At 69.5% G+C, this 19,959-nt stretch carries 22 protein-coding genes; 11 read left to right on the forward strand and 11 right to left on the reverse strand.

From position 1 onward, the window contains the following. Window positions 1–9: 9 nt before the first annotated feature. The 8 genes from DVW87_RS13010 to coxB form a co-directional block, all read right to left on the reverse strand. Window positions 10–612, reverse strand: a complete 603-nt coding sequence (locus DVW87_RS13010) for an SURF1 family cytochrome oxidase biogenesis protein (protein ID WP_114688261.1) — start codon at window positions 610–612, stop codon at window positions 10–12. A gap of 121 nt (window positions 613–733) precedes the next feature. Further along, window positions 734–1,642: a cytochrome c oxidase subunit 3 gene (locus tag DVW87_RS13015; RefSeq protein WP_114688262.1), complete on the reverse strand. Its 909-nt coding sequence runs from the start codon at window positions 1,640–1,642 to the stop codon at window positions 734–736. Between the two features lie 46 nt (window positions 1,643–1,688). Then, complete coding sequence (locus DVW87_RS13020; RefSeq protein WP_114688263.1) at window positions 1,689–2,228, reverse strand: cytochrome c oxidase assembly protein; 540 nt, start codon at window positions 2,226–2,228, stop codon at window positions 1,689–1,691. Further along, entirely contained in the window at window positions 2,228–2,365 is a 138-nt protein-coding gene (locus DVW87_RS18125) for a hypothetical protein (RefSeq protein WP_181814843.1), read from the reverse strand. Before DVW87_RS18125 ends, DVW87_RS13020 begins: the two co-directional genes overlap by 1 nt. Continuing rightward, a complete protein-coding gene (locus tag DVW87_RS13025; protein ID WP_114688264.1) occupies window positions 2,362–3,261 on the reverse strand; it encodes a heme o synthase in 900 nt (299 codons plus the stop codon). Before DVW87_RS13025 ends, DVW87_RS18125 begins: the two co-directional genes overlap by 4 nt. A gap of 459 nt (window positions 3,262–3,720) precedes the next feature. After that, window positions 3,721–4,083, reverse strand: a complete 363-nt coding sequence (locus tag DVW87_RS13030) for a hypothetical protein (protein ID WP_114688265.1) — start codon at window positions 4,081–4,083, stop codon at window positions 3,721–3,723. A 153-nt stretch (window positions 4,084–4,236) separates the two neighbouring features. After that, the gene (gene ctaD, locus DVW87_RS13035) at window positions 4,237–5,916 is read right to left on the reverse strand and encodes a cytochrome c oxidase subunit I (RefSeq protein ID WP_114688266.1); all 1,680 of its coding nucleotides are present in this window, start codon (window positions 5,914–5,916) and stop codon (window positions 4,237–4,239) included. 3 nt (window positions 5,917–5,919) lie between these two features. Then, complete coding sequence (gene coxB / locus DVW87_RS13040; RefSeq protein WP_239017907.1) at window positions 5,920–7,122, reverse strand: cytochrome c oxidase subunit II; 1,203 nt, start codon at window positions 7,120–7,122, stop codon at window positions 5,920–5,922. A gap of 236 nt (window positions 7,123–7,358) precedes the next feature. Here coxB and pyrE point away from each other — a divergent pair, with 236 nt between their 5' ends. From pyrE to DVW87_RS13070, 6 genes are read left to right on the forward strand one after another with little or no spacing between them, the layout of a single operon-like run. Beyond that, window positions 7,359–7,940, forward strand: a complete 582-nt coding sequence (gene pyrE, locus DVW87_RS13045) for an orotate phosphoribosyltransferase (protein ID WP_114688268.1) — start codon at window positions 7,359–7,361, stop codon at window positions 7,938–7,940. Continuing rightward, a complete protein-coding gene (locus DVW87_RS13050) occupies window positions 7,937–8,947 on the forward strand; it encodes a serine hydrolase domain-containing protein (RefSeq protein ID WP_114688269.1) in 1,011 nt (336 codons plus the stop codon). Before pyrE ends, DVW87_RS13050 begins: the two co-directional genes overlap by 4 nt. Further along, entirely contained in the window at window positions 8,944–9,687 is a 744-nt protein-coding gene (locus DVW87_RS13055) for a pyridoxine 5'-phosphate synthase (RefSeq protein WP_114688270.1), read from the forward strand. The genes DVW87_RS13050 and DVW87_RS13055 overlap by 4 nt, the downstream gene beginning before the upstream one ends. Next, the gene (acpS, locus tag DVW87_RS13060; RefSeq protein ID WP_114688271.1) at window positions 9,684–10,094 is read left to right on the forward strand and encodes a holo-ACP synthase; all 411 of its coding nucleotides are present in this window, start codon (window positions 9,684–9,686) and stop codon (window positions 10,092–10,094) included. Before DVW87_RS13055 ends, acpS begins: the two co-directional genes overlap by 4 nt. Further along, on the forward strand, window positions 10,091–11,053 hold the full coding sequence (gene lepB / locus DVW87_RS13065; protein ID WP_114688272.1) for a signal peptidase I: 963 nt from the start codon (window positions 10,091–10,093) through the stop codon (window positions 11,051–11,053). Before acpS ends, lepB begins: the two co-directional genes overlap by 4 nt. Window position 11,054: 1 nt before the next feature. Beyond that, window positions 11,055–12,128 (forward strand): AI-2E family transporter, encoded by a 1,074-nt coding sequence (locus tag DVW87_RS13070; RefSeq protein ID WP_420822345.1) that lies wholly within the window; start codon window positions 11,055–11,057, stop codon window positions 12,126–12,128. 3 nt (window positions 12,129–12,131) lie between these two features. Here the strand turns inward: DVW87_RS13070 and DVW87_RS13075 are convergent, their stop codons facing one another. After that, on the reverse strand, window positions 12,132–13,199 hold the full coding sequence (locus DVW87_RS13075; protein WP_114688274.1) for a glycosyltransferase: 1,068 nt from the start codon (window positions 13,197–13,199) through the stop codon (window positions 12,132–12,134). Between the two features lie 90 nt (window positions 13,200–13,289). Here DVW87_RS13075 and DVW87_RS13080 point away from each other — a divergent pair, with 90 nt between their 5' ends. The 3 genes from DVW87_RS13080 to DVW87_RS13090 are packed head-to-tail and all read left to right on the forward strand — an operon-like array spanning window position 13,290 to window position 15,926. After that, on the forward strand, window positions 13,290–14,231 hold the full coding sequence (locus tag DVW87_RS13080; RefSeq protein WP_420822346.1) for a hypothetical protein: 942 nt from the start codon (window positions 13,290–13,292) through the stop codon (window positions 14,229–14,231). Further along, window positions 14,228–14,746 (forward strand): DUF2141 domain-containing protein, encoded by a 519-nt coding sequence (locus tag DVW87_RS13085; RefSeq protein ID WP_114688276.1) that lies wholly within the window; start codon window positions 14,228–14,230, stop codon window positions 14,744–14,746. Before DVW87_RS13080 ends, DVW87_RS13085 begins: the two co-directional genes overlap by 4 nt. A 1-nt stretch (window position 14,747) precedes the next feature. Next, window positions 14,748–15,926 carry a glycosyltransferase gene (locus DVW87_RS13090; protein ID WP_114688277.1) on the forward strand — a complete coding sequence of 393 codons (1,179 nt, stop codon included), beginning with the start codon at window positions 14,748–14,750 and terminating at the stop codon, window positions 15,924–15,926. Here DVW87_RS13090 and DVW87_RS13095 read toward each other — a convergent pair. After that, window positions 15,913–17,352, reverse strand: coding sequence for a DUF2029 domain-containing protein (locus tag DVW87_RS13095; RefSeq protein ID WP_114688278.1), 1,440 nt, complete (start codon window positions 17,350–17,352; stop codon window positions 15,913–15,915). The two genes, DVW87_RS13090 and DVW87_RS13095, sit on opposite strands and share 14 nt — an antisense overlap. A 7-nt stretch (window positions 17,353–17,359) precedes the next feature. Continuing rightward, a complete protein-coding gene (gene ubiG / locus DVW87_RS13100) occupies window positions 17,360–18,094 on the reverse strand; it encodes a bifunctional 2-polyprenyl-6-hydroxyphenol methylase/3-demethylubiquinol 3-O-methyltransferase UbiG (RefSeq protein ID WP_114688736.1) in 735 nt (244 codons plus the stop codon). Window positions 18,095–18,152: 58 nt separating this feature from the next. Here ubiG and DVW87_RS13105 point away from each other — a divergent pair, with 58 nt between their 5' ends. Both DVW87_RS13105 and DVW87_RS13110 read left to right on the forward strand, forming a co-directional pair. Continuing rightward, a complete protein-coding gene (locus tag DVW87_RS13105; RefSeq protein WP_114688279.1) occupies window positions 18,153–19,415 on the forward strand; it encodes an aspartate kinase in 1,263 nt (420 codons plus the stop codon). Window positions 19,416–19,462: 47 nt separating this feature from the next. Continuing rightward, window positions 19,463–19,954 carry a DUF3429 domain-containing protein gene (locus DVW87_RS13110; RefSeq protein WP_114688280.1) on the forward strand — a complete coding sequence of 164 codons (492 nt, stop codon included), beginning with the start codon at window positions 19,463–19,465 and terminating at the stop codon, window positions 19,952–19,954. The last annotated feature ends 5 nt before the right edge of the window (window positions 19,955–19,959 follow it).

Here is a 19,959-nt window from a genome sequence, read left to right on the forward strand (position 1 = left end):
GGTTCGTGCCTAACGCCGGCTCCGCCCAGCGGCAATGCGCCGGCGCACGGCCAGGACGTAGATGATCGCGGCGATCGCGGCGAAGAAGAACCATTGTCCGGCATAGGCCAGGTGGTTGTTGGGCACCGCGGACACGTCCGGCCCCTTGTTCCGCGCCAGCCCGGCGGGCGGGGTGTCGGCGACCAGCAGCAGCGGCACCGGGGCCGGATCGGCGAGGCTGGCGATCAGCGAACGCGCATCGGGTGCGTGGCTAAGAAATCCGCGCACGCTGCCCCCCGACCATTCCGGTCGGGCCTTCGGATCGCGGGTGGTGCCCAGCTGCACGAGGAGGCCGCCCGCGCACGCCGCGATGGCGCGGTATCCGGCCGATCCGGCCCCCGCCAGCGTCACGCGGACGGGGGGGCGGCAGGTGGCGTGACTGCGGCGGAACAGCAGGCGGTCGTCCGCCTGCGCGGGAAAGGCGATCGGCGGCTTGGCCGGGTTGGTCGCCAGTTGGGCGAGATAGGCCTCCTTTTGCGGGAGGCGGTCGAACAGCTGCCAGCACCCCAGCGCGACCATGGCGGCGATCGCCACGGCGACGATCAGCGTGGGAAGGAAGGGGATGCGCTTCACCCGGCGTTCCGCTTGTTCGCAGGAGCCGCCGGGAAGACGTGTCGCCGGCTGGAGAAAGGACGGGAAGAGCGCATCGTGGGTGCGGAAGCGGGCAACCGCGCCCGCTCCCGCCCGCCGGACGTCATCCGCCGTGCACCGTCGCGCCCCAGCCGCCCCAGACGTAGATGGTGACGAACAGGAACAGCCACACCACGTCCACGAAGTGCCAGTACCAGGCCGCCGCCTCGAAGCCGAAATGCTGGCGCGGCGTGAAGTCGCCGCGATAGGCGCGGATCAGGCAGACGATCAGAAAGATGGTGCCCACGAACACGTGAAAGCCGTGAAAGCCGGTCGCCATGAAGAAGGCCGCGCCATAGTTCAGGCCTTTGAAGGGGAACGGCGCCTCCATGTATTCATACGCCTGGATCGACGAGAAGAGCAGGCCGAGCAGCACCGTCAGCCACAGGCCCTTCAGCACGCCGTCGCGCTCGCCCACGCCGATCAGGCCCCACAGGCCCTTCTTCGCCCCGCCGCGCTGGTCATGGATGAGGGCATGGTGCGCCCAGGTCACCGTGGTGCCCGACAGCAGCAGGATCAGCGTGTTGAGCAGCGGGAACTTGAAAGCGTCGATCACCTCCAGGCCCTTGGGCGGCCAGGTGGCGGCGCCCGCCGCGGCATCGGTGATGAGGCTCACCGCGCCATCGGCGATCTCCACGGGCGCGGGGAACAGGGCAAAGTCGAAATAGGCCCAGAACCAGCCGACGAAGAACATCACCTCGGAGGCGATGAACAGGATCATGCCGTAGTGCATGTGCAACTGCACGATCGGCGTGTGATCGCCGGCATGCGCCTCGCGGACCACCTTGCTCCACCACAGGAACATGGACGCGAGCACCAGCGCCAGGCCGACACCGAACACGCCGGCCCCGAACGGCGCCTTGTGCATCCACATGATGCCGCCCGTCGCCAGCAGCCCGGCCGACAGCGAGGACATCAGCGGAACGATGTCGGGCGGAAGGATGTGGTAATCGTGGTTCTTGGCGCCGGCCATGCTGGTCCCCGTTTCGCGTTCGCTTTTTGCGTGTTCCCTCCGGCGTCTAGCTCGCCGCCTTGTCGGAATCCACCGGATAAAATGTGTAGCTGAGCGTGATCACCTTGGTGTCCCGGCTATCCTCGTCGGTGAGGATCTTGGGATCGACGTAGAAGATCACGGGCATGCGCGCCGTCTCGCCCGGCTTCAGCGTCTGCTGCGTGAAGCAGAAGCACTGGATCTTGGTGAAATACTTGCCCGCGCTCGCCGGTTGCACGTTGAACGTGGCCGTGCCCGTCACCGGCTTGTCGGCGGTGTTGGTGGCGAGAAAGAACGCCATGTCGCGCGCGCCGATGTCGATCGTCTCGCTGCGGTTCTCCGGCCGGAACTTCCACGACAGCTTGGGGCTGACATTGGTGTCGAAGTCGATCTGGATCTTGCGTCCGGTATCGCCCGGCGCCCGGTCGCCGCGATTGGTGGTGCCGTTCAGCCCCGTTGCCTCGCAGAACAGGCGGTAAAGCGGCACACTGGCCCAGCCGAGACCCGACATGAAGCAGATACCGAGCACCGCCAGGAGGACGGTGCGCGTCTTGCGGTCCACCCGCATCACACCAGCCCGGCGCGGATCTTGGCAATGGCGACCGCGAAGATCAGGATCACCAGCGCGCCGAGCAGCAGGCCCATCACCTTCGCCCGGGCAAGCTGCCGCCGCCGGATCTCGGCCTCGTTGCCACCGTCGTTCATGCGAGCACCCAGCGATCGGCGGCCACCGCGCCGAACAGGAGGAAAAGGTAGAGGATGGAATAGCCGAACAGGCGCTTTTCGGGGCGCATGCCGTCTTCCGCGCCCGTGCGGCGCAGCGTCACCTGCAGGGCCATGGCCGCGAACACCGCGGTGGCCGCCACCGACGCCAGGCCATAGATCGCGCCGGTCAGGCCCAGCGCCCACGGGGCGATGGCGGCGATCGCCATGGGAATGGTGTACAGGCCGATCTGCAGCCGCGTCGCGCGCTCGCCGGCGACCACGGGCAGCATGGGCACGCCGGCATTGGCGTAATCGGTCTTCACGAACAGCGCGAGCGACCAGAAGTGCGGCGGCGTCCACAGAAAGACGAGGGCAAAGAGGAGCACCGGCAGCGGGGCGATGCTGCCCGTCGCCGCCGCCCAGCCGATCAGCGGCGGGAACGCGCCGGCCGCGCCGCCGATTACGATGTTCTGCGGCGTGCGACGCTTCAGCCAGACGGTGTAGATCAGCACGTAGAAGAGGATGGAGGCGAGCAGGATCGCGGCGGCGAGCAGGTTGGTCGCCAGGCCCATCAGGATCACCGAAAACGCAGCCAGCCCCACGCCGAAGTGCAGCGCCGACTGGCGATCCATGCGACCGTCGGGCAGCGGCCGGCCGCGGGTGCGCTTCATCAGCGCGTCGATGTCCGCCTCGTACCACTGGTTCAGCGCACCCGCCGCCCCCGCGCCCAGCGCGATGCAGAGAATGGCGGTGAAGCCCAGCACGGGCGCGATCGCCACCGGCGCGGCGAGCAGGCCGCACAGGCCGGTGAACACGACCAGCGTCATCACCCGGGGCTTGGTCAGCGCCAGGAAATCACGCCATTCGGCGGGCAGGACAAGAGTCTGGGTGGTCATGGATGGGCGGGGCTATACGCCTATGGAAAGCCGGGGAAAAGCCCCGCTATCGGGCGGCTTGCCGCCTGCCGGGCCACCTCCCCCGATCGCGGGGCCGCGGGGCGGTCATGGCTTTGAGCCGCACGCAACGACGCCGCGGCTGACGCGGCCTTCGCTGCCGGTGCTTGACGGTCCGGGAAAGGCCGGCGAAAGGTCCGGGCCGGTCCGCCGGCGGTGACCGGCGCTGCTGCACTGCCATCCTGAACGCAGCGACCCGCAATCGTGAGCGCAGCGCCGGCGGCGCCTTGGTCGAACCGGCATGACGATCGGAACGTGCCCGGCGCCCTCTGCCCTTGGCCCTTGGCCCTTAGCTCTCGGCCGCGAGCGCCAACGCGAACCGGACGCCCCCCCCGATGGCGAGCCGGGTGGGAGCCTTCTCTGCGGTGGCGGCGGCACTCCGTCCGCGCCGCTGGCGCTGCCTCAGCGCGCCTGCTGGGTGTTGTTGGGCAGCCCCTGCGCCGGATAGGGCGTGGCGTCCGCATCGGGGCCGTTCGCATTCTCCATCTGCGGATTGGCCCGCAGGTCCATTCCCGGGCCGGCGGTTTCCGGATAGTTCTTGCCGCTCTGCGTGACACCTTCTGCCTGCTCCACCTGGTGCTTGGTCATCACCGCGGCACCGGCGCCGAACAGCGGCAGGATCGTCAGGATCGCCCAGCCAAGTGCGGCCGGACGGCTGGTGAGCAACCCGCGACGGTGCAGGATCGCGCCGATCACCAGCAGCAGCAGCGACAGGGCGACAAGCCCGTACATGAGGCCGAATACCGGGTTGTCGCCGTGCATCATCTCTTCTCCACCTGCTGTCGCGGCACAACGAGTTCAGGGGCTCCCGGTTGCCTCCCCTGATCCGCATCAGGGCGGGCCCAAAGCAAAGCGCCCCGGAAGTGTCCTTCCGAGGCGCCTTGCGCTTGGCGGTGCAGTGCGATCGCTGCGCCGGGATCAGTCGATCCGCGGCAGCGTCTCGAACTGGTGATAGGGCGGCGGGGAGGACAGGGTCCATTCCAGCGTCGTTGCGCCTTCGCCCCAGGGATTGTCGCCCGCCGGCTTGCCCGCCAGCATCGACCAGATCACGTTGACGAAGAAGATCGCCATGCTGAACGCCATGATCTCGTAGCCGTGCGTCGCCAGCACGTTGAAGCTTTCAAAGGCGTCCGGGTAATCCGGGTAGCGGCGCGGCATGCCCTGCAGACCCAGGAAGTGCATCGGGAAGAACAGCACGTTCACACCGACAAAGAACACCCAGAAATGCAGCTGGCCGAGCAGCTCGTTGTACATCTTGCCGCTCATCTTCGGGAACCAGTAGTAGAACCCGGCGAACAGCGAGAAGACCGCGCCCAGCGACAGCACGTAGTGGAAGTGCGCCACCACGTAATAGGTGTCCTGCATGTAGTCGTCGATGCCGCCATTGGCGAGCACCACGCCCGTCACGCCGCCGACGGTGAACATGAAGATGAAGCCGATCGCCCAGACCATCGGCGTCTTGAAGCGCAGCGAGCCGCCCCACATCGTCGCGATCCAGGAGAAGATCTTGATGCCGGTCGGCACCGCGATGACCATGGTGGCCGCGGTGAAATACATCTTCACGTTCACGGACAGGCCGGTCACGAACATGTGGTGCGCCCACACGACGAAGCCGACCACGCCGATCGCCACCATCGCATAGGCCATGCCGAGATAACCGAAGATCGGCTTGCGGCTGAACGTCGAGATGATGTGGCTGACGATGCCGAAGCCCGGCAGGATCATGATGTACACTTCGGGGTGGCCGAAGAACCAGAACAGGTGCTGGTACAGGATCGGGTCGCCGCCGCCGGCCGGATCGAAGAAGGTGGTGCCGAAATTGCGGTCGGTCAGCAGCATGGTGATCGCCGCGGCAAGCACCGGCAGCGACAGGAGAAGGAGGAACGCCGTCACCAGCACGGCCCAGGCGAACAGCGGCATCTTGTGCAGCGTCATGCCCGGCGCGCGCATGTTGAAGATGGTGGTGATGAAGTTGATGGCGCCCAGGATCGACGACGCGCCCGCAAGGTGCAGCGACAGGATCGCCATGTCGACCGACGGCCCCGGCTCACCGTACGTGGAAAGCGGCGCATAGACCGTCCAGCCGGTGCCCGCGCCGCCGAAGAAGGGCGAGGCCAGCAGCAGCGTGAAGGCGGGGATCAGCAGCCAGAAGCTGATGTTGTTCAACCGCGGAAACGCCATGTCGGGCGCACCGATCATGAGCGGCACGAACCAGTTGCCGAAGCCGCCGACCATCGCTGGCATCACCATGAAGAACACCATGATGAGGCCGTGCGCGGTGACCAGCACGTTCCACAGGTGCAGCGAATGGTCGAGGCCCTGCTCGCCGCCGGGCAGAAAGGACGCCCAGGTGGTGAGATACTGGATGCCCGGATGCGCCAGCTCGGCGCGCATCAGGCCGGAGATCGCACCGCCGATGATCCCCGCGACGATCGCGAAGATCAGGTAGAGCGTGCCGATGTCCTTGTGGTTGGTGGACATGAACCAGCGCGCGAAGAACGCCGGCTTGTGATCGGCATCGTGATGCGCGTGGTCGCCGTGATGCGCCTCGAACTGGGAGCCGATCGGCGCGGCTGGATGGAGTGCGGTGTCGGTCATGGCTTACAGTCCAGCATTGCCGGCGCCGGTCCGGTTGTTGGTGGCGCTCTGATTGGTGGCAGGGGCGATCGCGGTGGCGTTCTCGACCGGCGCGGTGTCGTTCTCCGCAGCCGCGATGTTCTCGGCCGCGTCGCTGCCGGCCTTGGGGTCCTTGGCCGTGGTGGTCGGCGCGGCGGCGCCCGGCATGGAGCCGCCCTTGGCGCGGATCCAGGCGGCGAACTGCGCCGGCGGCACCGCCTCAACGGCGATCGGCATGTAGGCGTGACGCGCGCCGCACAGCTCGGAGCACTGGCCGAAATAGAGGCCCGGCTTCTCGATGGTGAAGCTCGTCTCGTTGATGCGCCCGGGCACCGCGTCCAGCTTGATCCAGAAAGCCGGGATCGCCCAGCTGTGGATCACGTCGTTGGCGGTGGTGAGCAGGCGGATCGGCACGCCCACCGGCAGCACGATGCGGTTGTCCACCGCCAGCAGCCGCGGGCCATCGGCGTCGGTGCGGAAGCGCTCGCCGGCGGCGACCTGCTCCCGCTCCTTCAGCAGGTTGGACGTGATCTCGATCCCGCCATGGTCCGGATACTGGTAGCTCCAATACCATTGGTTGCCGATCGCCTTCAGCGTCACCGCGTTGGCGGGCGCCGGCTTGAACTGCGCCTGGAGGAGGCCGATCGACGGGATCGCGAGCAACAGCAGCGCAAACACCGGGCCCAGCGTCCAGACGATCTCGATGGCCGTGTTGTGGCTGGTGCGCGAAGGCACCGGGTTGGCGGCGGCGCGGAAGCGGATCACCACCCACACCAGCAGCGCCAGCACCAGCAGGCAGATCGCGGTGATCACCGGGAACAGGATCTTGTTGTGGAAGTTGTGCGCACGCTCGCCGTTCTTGGTGACCTGCGGCTGGAGGCCGATCACGCCGTCCGTCGGCTGGCCGATGCGCGGGGTGGCGGTCATCTGCGGTGCGCCGTCGAGCGCCAGGCGCGGATCGCCCGAATGGTCCAGCGCCGGGGTCGGCGAGGCGGCGGGGCTGCCCGCGGCATCCGCCGGTGCCGGCTGTGCGGAGGCAACGGCGTTCGCCTGGCCGGCCGGGGCCTTGCCCGCCGGCGCGGCGGTGGACGCGACGGGCGTCGCGCTGTTGGCGGCCGGCGCCTGAGCGGTGCCGGCACCCGCCAGCATCAGCCCCGCAGCGGCCAGAATCGTCTTCAACCCCATCATGCGCATGCCCGTCGTAACCCCTGGCGAGTCGCCGCGTGCCGGTGACGCCCGGGCGCGGGTGGAGGCGAGGAAATTTCCCCGTATCCTCGGGGGCTATACGCCGGGGTGTCGCGCGCCTCAAGCCGGACGCTCGGCTTTTTTGCCGCACCTGCGTTGCACGCCTGCCACGCCGCTCCTATGCATCCGCCACCCGCAAGGACACCCGCCAGAACACCCGCCAGAACAGGGCCGCAGCGATGACCGACGACGACGTGCTTGCCGAGTTCCGCGCCGCGGATGCGCTGCTCGAGGGGCACTTCATCCTCTCTTCCGGGCTGCGCTCTCCCCGCTACCTGCAATGCGCGCGCGTGCTGATGGACCCGGCACGGGGCGCGCGGCTGGCCGAAGAGCTGGTCCGCCGCCTGCCCGCCGGGGTGCGCGAGGCGGTGCAGGCGGTGGTGTCGCCGGCGATGGGCGGCGTGATCGCCGGGCATGAGATGGCCCGCGCGCTGGGCGTGGAGGCGATGTTCCTGGAGCGGCCCGAGGGCGTATTCCACCTGCGCCGCGGTTTCCGGCTGGAGCCGGGCACGCGCGTGCTGATGATGGAGGACGTGGTCACCACCGGCCTTTCCTCGCGCGAGGCGATCAAGGCGATCGCGGCGGCCGGCGGCGAGACGATCGCCGCGGCGGCCCTGGTGGATCGCTCGAACGGCAGCGCCGACCTCGGCGTCCCGTTCTTCCCGCTGATCCGCCTCGACGTGCCGAGCTACGCCGCCGACGCGCTGCCGCCCGAGCTGGCGGCGATCCCCGCGATCAAGCCGGGGAGCCGGGCGGCGTGATCCGCGCCCTGCTCGCCGCCGCATGCGCGCTGGCGGGCACGCCGGCGGCCGCCGAGACGGTGGACCAGGTCGCCGCCCGCTACAGGCTGGCCGGTGAAGTGCTGGTCGCGCGCGGCGACACGGTGCTGCTCGACCACGGATACGGCACGATCGCGCCGACCGGCGGGGCCAAGCACAAGGCAGGCGAGCGCTGGCGGCTGGCGAGCATCACGAAACAGGTGACGGCCGTCGCCGTGATGCGGATGGTGGCGCAAGGTCGGGTTGATCTCGACGCACCTCTCGGCCCCGTTCTCGGCACTGCCCTCCTGAACGGGGTCAGCGCACGCATGCTGTTGACGCATCACAGCGGGCTCGCAAATCCGGACGACACGCCGAAACAGCCGAATGGCTTCGCGGCCTTCTATCGCGCCGACCGCCCTGATGCGAGCCACTGCCTGTCGCGTGCGGGCAGGCCCAACGCTCCGTTCCGCTACAACGATTGCGATTATCTGCTCCTGGGCGCTTTCCTTGAGTCAGGCGAGGGCAGCGAAGGCGAGCAGGACAACGCCTTGTTTCCCGGTACCTTTGCAAAGGGGAGCGAGAAGGGCGTGCCGGGCTTTGTCCGTAACAGGCCGGAGCCGGCCTTCAACCTGGCCACGTTCGGCTCGGCAGGCGGTCTGGTGGGTACCGCGCGCGGGGTGTTCGACTTCGACCGATCGCTGATGAGCGGCAAGCTGCTTCCGCCCGAACAGCTCAAGACGCTATGGACGCCAGAGGGCAACGGCTCCTACCAGGCGCTTGGGGCCTGGGTATTCCCCGGCGAACTCAACGGCTGCATCACGCCGAAGCGCATCATGCAGCGCGATGGCGAGATCGGCGGCGTGCAGGTGCGCAACTTCCTCCTGCCCGACGACGATCTGGTCGTGGTCGTCTTCACCAATCGCTCTTCCGACGATTTCCCGATCGGCGACGTCCGGCGGCGCAAGGGCTTCGCTTACGACCTGCTTTCCGCGGTGGCCTGCGCATGACCCCTCCCCTTCGCCCGAATACGTTGAGGTTGGGCGTCAACATCGATCACGTCGCCACCGTGCGCAACGCGCGGGGCGCCGGCTACCCCGATCCGGTGCGCGCGGCGCTGCTGGCGGCCGAGGCCGGTGCGGACGGCATCACCGCGCATCTGCGCGAGGACCGGCGGCACATCACCGACGAGGACATCGCCAGGCTTTCCGCCGAGCTGACCATTCCGCTCAATCTCGAAATGGCGGCCACCGACGAGATGCTCGCCATCGCGCTGCGCCATCGTCCGCATGCCGTGTGCATCGTGCCGGAGAAGCGCGAGGAGCGCACCACGGAAGGCGGACTCGACGCCGCCGGGCAGCACAACCATCTGGCCCCGATCGTCGTCGCGCTGCGCGAGGCGGGCAGCCGGGTGTCCCTCTTCATCGAGCCGGACGCCCGCCAGATCGACGCCGCGCTGCGGCTCGGCGCGCCAGTGGTGGAGCTGCATACCGGCCGTTATGCCGAGCTGGACGGCGGACCCCGCGCCGAGGAACTGCGCCGCCTCGCCGACGCCGCCGCGCTCGCCGCCAAGAACGGGGTGGAGGTCCATGCCGGCCACGGCCTCACCTACGACAATGTCGCGCCCATCGCCGCGATCCCGCAGGTGGTGGAGCTGAACATCGGCCATTTCCTGATCGGCGAAGCGCTGTTCCTGGGGCTGGCGGAAAGCGTGCGGCGCATGCGCTCGGCGATGGATGAAGCGCGGTGATCCTCGGTCTCGGCTCCGACCTGTGCAGCATCGAGCGGATCCAGGCCTCGCTGGACCGGTTCGGCGGTCGCTTCGAGCAGCGCTGCTTCACCGATGCGGAAATCGCCAAGGCAGATCGCCGCCCGTTCACCCGCGCCGCGACTTTGGCCAAGCGCTTCGCCGCGAAGGAGGCCTTTTCCAAAGCGGTGGGCACCGGGTTCAGGGCCGGCGTGTTCATGAAGGACATCGGTGTGGTCAACGCGCCCTCCGGGGCGCCCACGCTGCATCTCACCGGCGGTGCGAAGGCGCGGCTTGACGCGATGGTGCCGTCCGGCCACGCCGCGCGTATACACCTGACGCTGACCGACGATCATCCCTGGGCGCAGGCCTTTGTGGTGATCGAGGCAGTGCCCGAGGACAGTGCATGACGAAGGAATGGGCGTTGGCCGAAGCACAGGAGCCGGAACCGGCATCCGCCCCGGCCGTCACCGGGACGCCGGACAATCGCGACCTGAAGAAGCGCACCGACTGGTGGGCCGAGGTGAAGGGCCTGTTCTGGCTGCTCCTCGCCGTGCTCGGCTTTCACAGCTTCATCGCCAAGCCGTTCTACATCCCCTCCGAATCCATGCTGCCCGGCCTGCTGGTGGGCGATCGGCTGGTGGTGACCAAATATCCTTACGGCTGGTCGTTCGTGTCGCCCACCATCCCCGATCCGGTGGCGATCTTCCGCAGCACCGTGCTGCGCCAGCAGACCGAGAGCTGGGGCGTGCGCCTGCCCTTCGTCCATGGCCGGTTGCTCGGCCACATGCCGCAGCGCGGCGACGTGGTGATCGTCACCCCGCCGGGCCACAACAGCGACTATATCAAGCGCGTGATCGGCCTGCCCGGCGAGACGATCGCGGTGCGCGGCGGCACCGTCTACCTCAACGGCCGCGCCATTCCTCGCAGCCCCGTGCACGAGGCGCGGCTGGCGGTGGACGACAATGCCCGCTGCGATCCGTCCGACTATCCCGGCGCGCTGGAGACGGATGCCGCCGGCAAGCAATGGTGCCGCCTGCCGATCGTCACCGAGACGCTTCCGGGCGGCCGCCACTACGACACGGTGGACCTGGAACCGGACAGCCCCGGCGACAACTTCCCGGCGATGAAGATCCCGGCCGGCCATGTCTTCCTGATGGGCGACAATCGCGATCGCAGCGCCGACAGCCGCTTTCCGTTGAGCGAGCTGGGCCTGGGCGGGGCGGTGCCGTGGGAGAATCTGGGCGGCCGGGCGGAGTTCATCACCTTCTCGCTCGACGGCTCCACCACGCTCAACCCGCTGAGCTGGTGGACCTCGCTGCGCGGCGGCCGCGCGGGCACCTCGCTCCATGCGCCGGGGGGCAAGTAAGGTGGCCGAGCTACCGCCGGCCACCGTCACCGAGGCGAGCCCCAACGAGCTGCGCGATCCCTTCGTCCGCCAGGAACTGAAGCGCGCGTCCATCTGGCTCGGCCTGGCTTCCGCCATCGCGCTGGCGGTGCTGCTGGTGCAGCCGCTCCTGGTGATCTTCGCCGGCGTGGTGTTCGCGGCCTTGCTGGACGGCGGCGTGCGGCTGCTGGGCAAGGCGCTGCCGATCGGGCGCGGCTGGCGGCTGCTGATCGTGTGCCTGTTGGTGGTCGCCTTTCTGCTCGGCACCTTTTACCTCACCGGCGTTCAGGTGACGGCGCAGTTCACGCAGCTGCAGGAAACGCTGCAGCAGCAGACGGTGCGCTTCACCGCCTGGCTGACGGACAAGGGCATCATGCCCGGCGCCTCGGACGTGTCCGGCCTGGCGCGCCAGGCGCTGGGATCGGTCGGCAAGCTGACCTCCTGGGTCGGCACGGCGGTCAGCGCGCTCACCACCTTGTTCATGATCATGGTGATCGGCCTGTTCCTGGCCATGGACCCCAGCATCTACGCCCGCGGCGTCGAATGGATGGTGCCAAGCGACGCACGACCCGAATTCGCGCTCACCGTGCGCCGCATGGGCGACACGATCCGGCGTCTGCTGGCCGGGCGCCTGCTCGGCATGCTGGCGGAGGGCGTGTTCACCTGGCTGGCGCTGATGCTCGTCGGGGTGCCGATGGCGATGATCCTCGGCATCCTCACCGGCCTGCTTGCCTTCATTCCGAACATCGGCGCGCTGATTTCCGGCGGGCTGATGGTCGCGGTGGGCTTCAGCGCCGGCATGGATACCGGCATCTATGCGATCCTCGTCTATGTCGGGGTGCAGACGTTCGACGGCTATGTGCTGCTGCCGATGGTGGCCAAGCGCACGGTGGACCTGCCACCGGCGCTGACGCTCGGCGCGCAGATCCTGGCCTCCGCCCTGTTCGGCATTCTTGGCCTGGCGCTCGCCGATCCGATGACGGCGATGCTCAAGGTCGGGCTGGAGCGCAGTTCGGAGCGCGAGCAGGAGAAGATGGACGGCGACGCCGCGCTCTGACGGTCAGCGCGCGAGGGCGTCGAACAGCGCGAGATACTCGGCCACGGCATCGGCGCCCGGCGGCGCGACCGGCGCCGGGCGCACCGCGTCGGGGACGAGCCAGCGATCGAGCGCGGCGACCAGCGCCGCCCCGTCCCCGCGCGGCACGATGCTGCCCAGGGCGGGCACGGCGACGATTTCCGGGATGGCGACACTGGAGTCGGTCGTCACCACCGGCGTGCCCGCCGCCAGCGCCTCGCGCAGCACGCCGGGTACGCCCTCGAAGTCGGACGTCAGCGCCAGCACGGCTGCGGACGCGAAAGCGGGCGAAGGATCGGCGACATGCCCGGGCAGGCGGACGCGCCCGCCAAGTCCCAGCGCGGCGACCTGCTCCTCCAGCGCGGCGCGAAGGCTGCCCTCGCCGAGGATCACCAGTTCCGCCGACGGGTCCGCCAGCCTCGGCACGGCGGCGATCAGCCGGTCCCAGCGTTTCTGGGGCTCCAGCCGTCCCACCCCGAGGATGAACCCCGCCTCCGGCAAGGGCGGCAACACCGCGCCCGCAATCGGCCGCGCCGGCGGGTTGGCGATCACGCTCACCCGCTCCGGCGCGACGCCGAGCCAGTGGCGCGCATCGCGTGCGCTCGCCTCCGTCATGGCGACGAACCGGTCGATCCAGCGCGGTTGCAGCCGCATCCAGGCGCGATTGGCCTGCCGCGCCGCCCATCCGAGATCGGTGCGGTCGAGCGTGTTGGAGATCTTGGCGACCACCGGCACACCTGCCCCGCCCCGCCCCAGCCGCGCCAGCGCCGCCGCGCTCGTATAATGCGTGCCCGGACAGAACAGCACGTCGGGCCGCAGGTCCATCCCCGCCCGGCGGACCGCCATCGCCAGGTGCCGGTAGCCCGGATCGCCCAGCACGCGCAGCTCGATGCCGGGCGGCACCTCCGCCGCCAGCGGCCCGGCGCGATCGCCCACCAGCAGCGTCACCCGCCGCCCAGCCGCCGCCCAGCCGCCCGCCAGCCGGAGCATCGCGCGCTCCACGCCGCCCCCGCGAAAGCTCTGCGCCAGCGTGAGGATATGGTCGGCCGCCATGCAGTTCCGGTTATTGCCGGTTAAGCTGGCGCCGTCTATGGCGCGCCGAACCCGGCCCGGTGGCGGGGTGAAGGAACACGGCAAGCCCAAGTGAGCCACACGAAAACCGGATTGCCGCTGCGTCCCGCCTCCGCCGCCGCGCTGCCCCGTCCGCCGGAGGGGCTGGAGCCGATCGATCGCATCAAGCGGCGCTGGCCGACCTATATCGGCGCGGCGCTGACGCTGGCGATGATCGTCGGGCTGGGGCGCGAGCTGTTCGGCCATGGCCTTGCCGGCCTCAGCCGCGCGGCGCCGGACGGCGTCGGCTATTACCTGTGCGTCGCGCTTCTCTACATGTCGCCGCCGACCGGCGACTTCATCATCTTCCGCCGCCTGTGGCGCATCCCGATCGACGGCATGGCCGCATTGCTGAAGAAGCGGATCGCGAACGAGGTGGTGTTCGGTTATTCCGGCGAGGCCTTTTTCTACGCCTGGGCACGGCAGCGGGCGCAGATGGTGGCGGCGCCGTTCGGCGCGGTGAAGGACGTGTCGATCCTCTCCGCGATCGCGGGCAACGTGATGACGCTGGCGATGGTGGGGCTTGCCCTGTTTCTCGGCATTCACCGCCTGACCCCCGAACAGCTGGAGCAGATCCTCTGGTCGGTGCCGATCATCCTTCTCATCACCGTGCCGTTCCTGATCTTCTCCAAGCGCGTCTTCTCGCTGCCCCGCGCGGAGCTGTGGTGGGTGTTCGGCGTGCATTGCACGCGGCTGATCGCCGGCTCCCTGCTCATCAGCCTGGCCTGGCATTTCGCGCTGCCTGCGGTGACGCTCGGCACCTGGATGTTCCTGGCGGCGATGCGCATGCTCGTCTCGCGCCTGCCGCTGGTGCCGAACAAGGACCTGCTGTTCGCCAATTTCGCGATCCTGCTGATCGGCGAGGACGCGGCCTTGTCGGAACTGGTCGCCTTCACCTCCGCCATCACGCTGCTGATCCATGTGGTGCTGATCGCCGGCTTTGGCGCCTATGCTCTGGTGAAGCGCCAGAAATGAGGGCGCTGCTGGCGGTGCCATTGCTGGTCGCTGCCGTGCCGGCGAGCGCGCAGGTGCTCGGCGAGGACCGTGCCGCCTGCGCCGGCGGAGAGGGGCCGGCGATCCGCGTCGCCGTGCGCGGGCTGAAGGACCGCACCGGCGGGCTGAAGCTGGAGCTGTACCCCGCCAACGCGCAGGATTTCACCCGCGACGACACGCTGCTCGTGCGCGAAGGCAAGACGTTCCGCCGCGTGCGCGCCGCGATGCCCCCGTCCGGCCCGGTGGTGCTGTGCATCAAGGCGCCCAGGCCGGGCCGCTATGCCCTGCTGTTCACCCATGATCGCGACGGCAAGAACAAGTTCAACCCGTGGAAGGACGGCGCCGGCGTCGTCGGCACGGAAGGATTCGGCTATGCCAGGCCCAGGTACACGCAGGCGATCGTGGAGGTCGGCGCCGGCATTGCCAGCGTCACCGTCACCGTTCAGTATCTGCGCGGGGTGGCCGGGTTCGGCCCGATGAAGAAGGCCGCCGACTGACATGCGCATCGTCGACGTCAATGAGTTCTACTCGCCGACCGGCGGCGGCGTGCGCACCTATATCGATCGCAAGATGGGCATCATGGCCGATCTCGGCCACGAACTGATCGTGATCGCGCCGGGGAGCGAGAACATGGTGGAGGAGCGGCCAGGCGGCGGGCGCATCGTCTACGTGAAATGCCCGGGCATGCCGTTCGACAAGAATTACGGCCTGTTCTGGGATGCGCACCCGGTCACGCGCCTGCTGGACGAATTGCAGCCGGACGTGGTGGAGGCCTCCTCGCCCTGGCGCCCGGCCTGGATCGTCGGCCGCTGGCAGGGGAACGCCGCCAAGGTGTTCTTCATGCACAACGACAATGTCGCCGCTTATGCGCTGCGCTGGTTCGAAGGGCTCGCGCCGCAACAGCGGATCGAGCGCGCCTTTGCCTGGTACAGCCGCTACATGAGCCGTTTCCTCGGCCAGTACGATGCGGTGGTCACCAACGGGCCCGCGCTGGAGAAGCGGCTGCGCGCGCGCGGCGTGCATATCGACCGCGCCATGCCGCTGGGCATCGAGCGGACGCACTTCTCGCCGGCCCTGCGCGACGAGCGCTTGCGGCAGGCGCTGCTCGCGCAATGCGGGCTGCCGGCGGACGGACACCTGCTGCTGGGGCTCGGGCGGCACCATGCCGAGAAGCGCTGGAATCTCGTCATCGACGCGGTGACCCGCGCCGGCGCCAGGCTGCCGGTGGGATTGATCCTGCTGGGCACGGGCAACGAAACCAAGCGGCTGGCGCGCCAGGCGGCCGGCAGCCCGCATATCCGCCTGTTCCGGCCGGTCTACGACCGCGAGCGGCTGGCGCGCATCCTGGCGAGCTGCGACGCGCTGATCCATGGCTCGGAAGCCGAACCGTTCGGGCTGGTCGCGTCCGAGGCGATGGCGTCGGGCCTGCCGCTGATCGGACCGGACACCGGCGGCGTGGCGGAGATCGCCGACCCGCATTGTGCCGAGCTCTACCGTGCCCGCGACGCGGGCAGCGCGGCGCAGGCGATCGCCCGGCTCTTCGCCCGTGACCCGGCGCTGCTGCGGCGTGCGGCGGCCGTCGCCTCGGAGCGGGTGCGCACCGATCGCGAGCATACGGTGGAGCTGATGGCCTATTATGCCGGGCTCGTCGCCGCCCGGCGCGTCAAGGCGGCCTGAACCACAAGCGCAGCCGCGGTCCAACGTGCGTGCGCCGGTAGCCGTGCGCCGCGGCCCAGCGCTCCACCGCCGCGTCCAGCGCGGGATCGCCGCTGGTCCATGCCCCTTCCCCGCCGGCCAGCACCGCCGCGGGGCGGATCACCAGGGCAGCGTCGAGCCGGTCCTGCGACACGAGTCTGGCGCGAGTTTCCTCGTCCGGCCCGAGCAGGCCGTGGCTGCGGAAATAGAACGGCCCGGTGGCGAAGCGCGGGTCGGGCAACGTGCTGCTGCCCGCCAGGAACTGCGGCGAGAGCGTCACCACCAGTCCGTCGAGGCCGGTGGCCGCCCTGGCGACGGCGCGCGTATCCGCCAGGGCGACGGCAAGCGGCGGCGCCGCCGCTCCGCGCACCAGCGCCTCGGCAGACGGCGCGAGGCCTGCGACCGCGAACACGACAACCGCGACGCGAACCGCGCGCGAGGGGGGCCGCGCCTGCCACCACAATGCCAGCTGCACGAACAGCGGCGGCAGCGCGGGCAGCAGATATTGCCGCCAGGTCGGGGACGGCAGCACGGCCGCGATCAGCCCTGCGACGATCATCACGTCCAGCGCGCCGATCGGGCGCTGGCGCCGCGTCGCCGCCAGCAGGCCGAGCGCCGGCAGGGCGGGGCCGAGCGCCAGGAACTTCAGCACGTCCAGCGCCTTTGCCGGCAGGCCCAGCTTCCAGGCGCGGCCCGCCGCCTCGTAATATTCGGCGGGAGCCCGGGCGGGAAAGGTGAACACCTCGAACAGGAAGGCCTCGGGCGCGGCGACCCAGCACCAGCCCGTGACGATGGCCATCGGCAGCGCACCGATCGCCACCCAGCCCGCGCGGTGCCCCGGCCGGCTCAGCGCATACAGGCCGTAAGCAAGCGCCGGCAGCGCAAAGGACAGCTTCGCCGCCGCCGCCGCCGACAGCAGCAGCCCGGCAATCAGCGCCGACTGTCGCGTGGCCGCCCCACGCTGCGCCGCCACAATCGACGGCAGCGCCAGGGCGAGCAGCGCGGCGGGCAGCGCGTCGTTGCGCGCGGTGCCGGCGGAGAACAGCAGGATGTCGCAGGCGGCGAACAGGCCCGCCCCGGCCAGCGCTAGCCGCGCCTCCCCCCCGCCGATCCGCGCCGCGCGGTACACGCCGAGCAGCGCCAGCGCGCCGAACAGCGCATTGGCCATGCGCAGCGCCGGCCAGGTCCACAGCCCCGCCCAGAGCGCCACCGGCGCCAGCCCGAACGGCTGCAACGGCGTCTGCAGATAGGCATAGTCGCGATACGGGATCAGCCCGCGCGCGGTGAACATCGCCGCGGCGACATACTGGCTTTCGTCATGGTCGAGCGGCCGCAGCCAGGCGAGGGCGACGAGCAGCAGGGCGGCCAGCGCCAGCAGCGCGACGGGCCGGACAAGAAGAGCGCGCATCGGAAACTCAGTGCGTCAGCGTCAGCAGATAGTCGAGGCTGGTGTCGCTCCCCACCACGAAGCCGCGGGTGGGCGAGAAGCTCAGCCCGGCCGTGTCGATCACGCGCAACCCCGCGCCCTCGGCCAGCGCGGTCAGCTCCGGCGGCGTCAGGAACTTGTTCCAGTCATGGGTGCCGCGCGGAATGCGGCCGGTGCCCTCGGCCAGCGTGATCATGGCGAGGCGCGACAGCGGCGTGCGGTTGGGCGTGGACAGCACCATCAGCCCGCCCGGCGCCAGCAGCCCGGCCAGCGTGCGCACGAAGCCTGCCGGATCGACCACATGCTCGATCACCTCCAGGCTGGTGACGAGATCGAACTGCTCGCCCGCCAGCGTGGAGGCCTCGCCGGAACGATAGGCGATGCTGAGGCCGGACAGAGTGGCGTGCGCGGTGGCCGCCGCGATGTTCTCCGCCGCAGCATCCACCCCGGTCACCTGCGCGCCCAGCCGGGCGAGCGGCTCGCACAACAGGCCGGCGCCGCAGCCGACGTCCAACGCGCGCTTGCCGGCCAGCGGCGTGAAGCCGGTCGCGTCGCTGCCCCAATGCAGGTCGATCTGCTCGCGCAGATAGCGCAGCCGCGGCGGGTTGAGCCGGTGCAGCATCGCCGACGAGCCCTTCGGATCCCACCATTCGGCGGCCATGCGTCCGAAATGCGCGGCTTCGTTCGGATCGATTGTTGCGCCGTTCGCGTGAGAACTTGCCATAATCATGCGTGCTCCGTAACAGGCGCGCTTTCCCCACCCAAAGCACCGGGCGAGTTGAATGGCGCGTATCGTGATGAAGTTCGGCGGCACCTCCATGGCCGGGATCGAGCGCATCCGCAACGTCGCCGCCCGCGTGAAACGCGAAACGGACAAGGGCAACCAGGTCGCCGTGGTCGTCTCGGCGATGGCGGGCGAGACCGACCGGCTGGTCAACTTCTGTCGTGAGGCCTCGGCGCTCTACGATCCGCGCGAATATGACGTGGTCGTCTCGGCCGGCGAGCAGGTGACGAGCGGGCTGCTGGCGATCGCGTTGCAGGAGATCGGCGTGCCGGCGCGCTCCTGGCTCGGCTGGCAGCTGCCGATCCACACCTCCGATGCCTTTGCCAAGGCGCGCATCCGGACGGTCGACACGCACGCGCTCGATGCCGCGCTGGCCGGCGGTGAAGTGGCGGTGATCCCCGGCTTTCAGGGCGTCGCTGAGAATGGCCGCGTCACCACACTCGGCCGCGGCGGCTCGGACACGTCGGCGGTGGCGGTGGCGGCGGCGATGAAGGCGGAACGCTGCGACATCTACACCGACGTGGACGGCGTCTACACCACCGATCCGCGCATCGTGCCGCGCGCGCGCAAGCTGAAACAGGTCACCTATGAGGAGATGCTGGAACTGGCCAGCGTCGGCGCCAAGGTGCTGCAGACCCGCTCGGTGGGTCTGGCGATGAAGGAAGGAGTGCGCGTCCAGGTGCTGTCGTCGTTCGGCGACGGGCCGGATGCCGATACGCTGCCGGGGACGATGATCGTCGGCGAAGAGGAGATTACCCAAGTGGAACGCCAGCTCATCACCGGCATCGCGCATGACAAGAACGAGGCGAAGATCACGCTGACCAGCGTGCCCGACCGCCCGGGCGCGGTGGCCAGCATCTTCGCGCCGCTGGCCGATGCCGGCATCAACGTCGACATGATCATCCAGAACATCGCCCATTCCTATGGCGTGGCCGCCGCTTCCACCGACGTCACCTTCACCGTGCCCTCCACCGATCTCGCGCGCAGCCTGGACGTGCTGGGCAATGCGCAAGCGACGATCGGGTTCGAGAAGCTGGTCCACGATACCAAGGTCGCCAAGATCTCGGTGGTGGGCGTGGGCATGCGCAGCCATGCCGGCGTCGCTTCCACCATGTTCACCACGCTGGGCGCGCGCGGCATCAACGTGCTGGCCATCTCCACCAGCGAGATCAAGGTGTCCGTGCTGATCGACGAGGACGAGACGGAGCTCGCCGTGCGCGTGCTCCACTCCGCCTACGGGCTGGACGCGCAGGCGGCCTGAGCGCCGCTGCCCAGGATCGGAACCGCGCCCGGCTCGTTCCGGACGGCATGGAACAGGCAAGGGTAGGCTTCACCGCGCGCGCGCTCGGCTTTGCCGGGCTGCTGCCGCAGATCGCGGCGGTGGTGTTCGTATTGGCCGGGCATCGCAACGGCGGCATCGACGTGTCGATCGCGCATGGCATCGGCCAGGCGCTGGCCTTCGGCTACGGCGCGCTGATCCTGAGCTTCCTCGGCGGCATGTGGTGGAGCGTCGCGATGCTGCGCGGCGCCGGCCAGCAGAGGCTCGCCATCGTGGCGGTGTTGCCGAGCCTGGTGGCGGGCGGGCTGGCGCTCGCCCTTGCAGCCACGGGAGCGATCCGGTGGTGCCTGGTCGCGCTCGGCTGCGTGATCCTGTTGACGCTGCTTGTCGATCGACACCTCGCCGACCGGGGCGAGGCGCCAGCCGGCTGGATGGCGCTGAGGGTACCGCTATCGATCGGGCTGGGCGGGCTGACGATCCTTGCAGGCGCCGTTTCCGGCGGAACGGTGACGCACTTCTGAGCCGG

Source organism: Sphingomonas aracearum (assembly GCF_003345355.1).
Lineage (GTDB): Bacteria > Pseudomonadota > Alphaproteobacteria > Sphingomonadales > Sphingomonadaceae > Sphingomonas > Sphingomonas aracearum.

Bases quoted from the DNA above. Each gene is read 5' to 3' on its own strand.
- DVW87_RS13015 (WP_114688262.1), bottom strand. From the start codon at position 1,642: ATGGCCGGCGCCAAGAACCACGATTACCACATCCTTCCGCCCGACATC.
- DVW87_RS13020 (WP_114688263.1), bottom strand. From the start codon at position 2,228: ATGCGGGTGGACCGCAAGACGCGCACCGTCCTCCTGGCGGTGCTCGGT.
- DVW87_RS18125 (WP_181814843.1), bottom strand. From the start codon at position 2,365: ATGAACGACGGTGGCAACGAGGCCGAGATCCGGCGGCGGCAGCTTGCC.
- DVW87_RS13025 (WP_114688264.1), bottom strand. From the start codon at position 3,261: ATGACCACCCAGACTCTTGTCCTGCCCGCCGAATGGCGTGATTTCCTG.
- DVW87_RS13030 (WP_114688265.1), bottom strand. From the start codon at position 4,083: ATGATGCACGGCGACAACCCGGTATTCGGCCTCATGTACGGGCTTGTC.
- ctaD (WP_114688266.1), bottom strand. From the start codon at position 5,916: ATGACCGACACCGCACTCCATCCAGCCGCGCCGATCGGCTCCCAGTTC.
- coxB (WP_239017907.1), bottom strand. From the start codon at position 7,122: ATGATGGGGTTGAAGACGATTCTGGCCGCTGCGGGGCTGATGCTGGCG.
- pyrE (WP_114688268.1), top strand. From the start codon at position 7,359: ATGACCGACGACGACGTGCTTGCCGAGTTCCGCGCCGCGGATGCGCTG.
- DVW87_RS13055 (WP_114688270.1), top strand. From the start codon at position 8,944: ATGACCCCTCCCCTTCGCCCGAATACGTTGAGGTTGGGCGTCAACATC.
- lepB (WP_114688272.1), top strand. From the start codon at position 10,091: ATGACGAAGGAATGGGCGTTGGCCGAAGCACAGGAGCCGGAACCGGCA.
- DVW87_RS13075 (WP_114688274.1), bottom strand. From the start codon at position 13,199: ATGGCGGCCGACCATATCCTCACGCTGGCGCAGAGCTTTCGCGGGGGC.
- DVW87_RS13085 (WP_114688276.1), top strand. From the start codon at position 14,228: ATGAGGGCGCTGCTGGCGGTGCCATTGCTGGTCGCTGCCGTGCCGGCG.
- DVW87_RS13090 (WP_114688277.1), top strand. From the start codon at position 14,748: ATGCGCATCGTCGACGTCAATGAGTTCTACTCGCCGACCGGCGGCGGC.
- DVW87_RS13095 (WP_114688278.1), bottom strand. From the start codon at position 17,352: ATGCGCGCTCTTCTTGTCCGGCCCGTCGCGCTGCTGGCGCTGGCCGCC.
- ubiG (WP_114688736.1), bottom strand. From the start codon at position 18,094: ATGGCAAGTTCTCACGCGAACGGCGCAACAATCGATCCGAACGAAGCC.
- DVW87_RS13105 (WP_114688279.1), top strand. From the start codon at position 18,153: ATGGCGCGTATCGTGATGAAGTTCGGCGGCACCTCCATGGCCGGGATC.
- DVW87_RS13110 (WP_114688280.1), top strand. From the start codon at position 19,463: ATGGAACAGGCAAGGGTAGGCTTCACCGCGCGCGCGCTCGGCTTTGCC.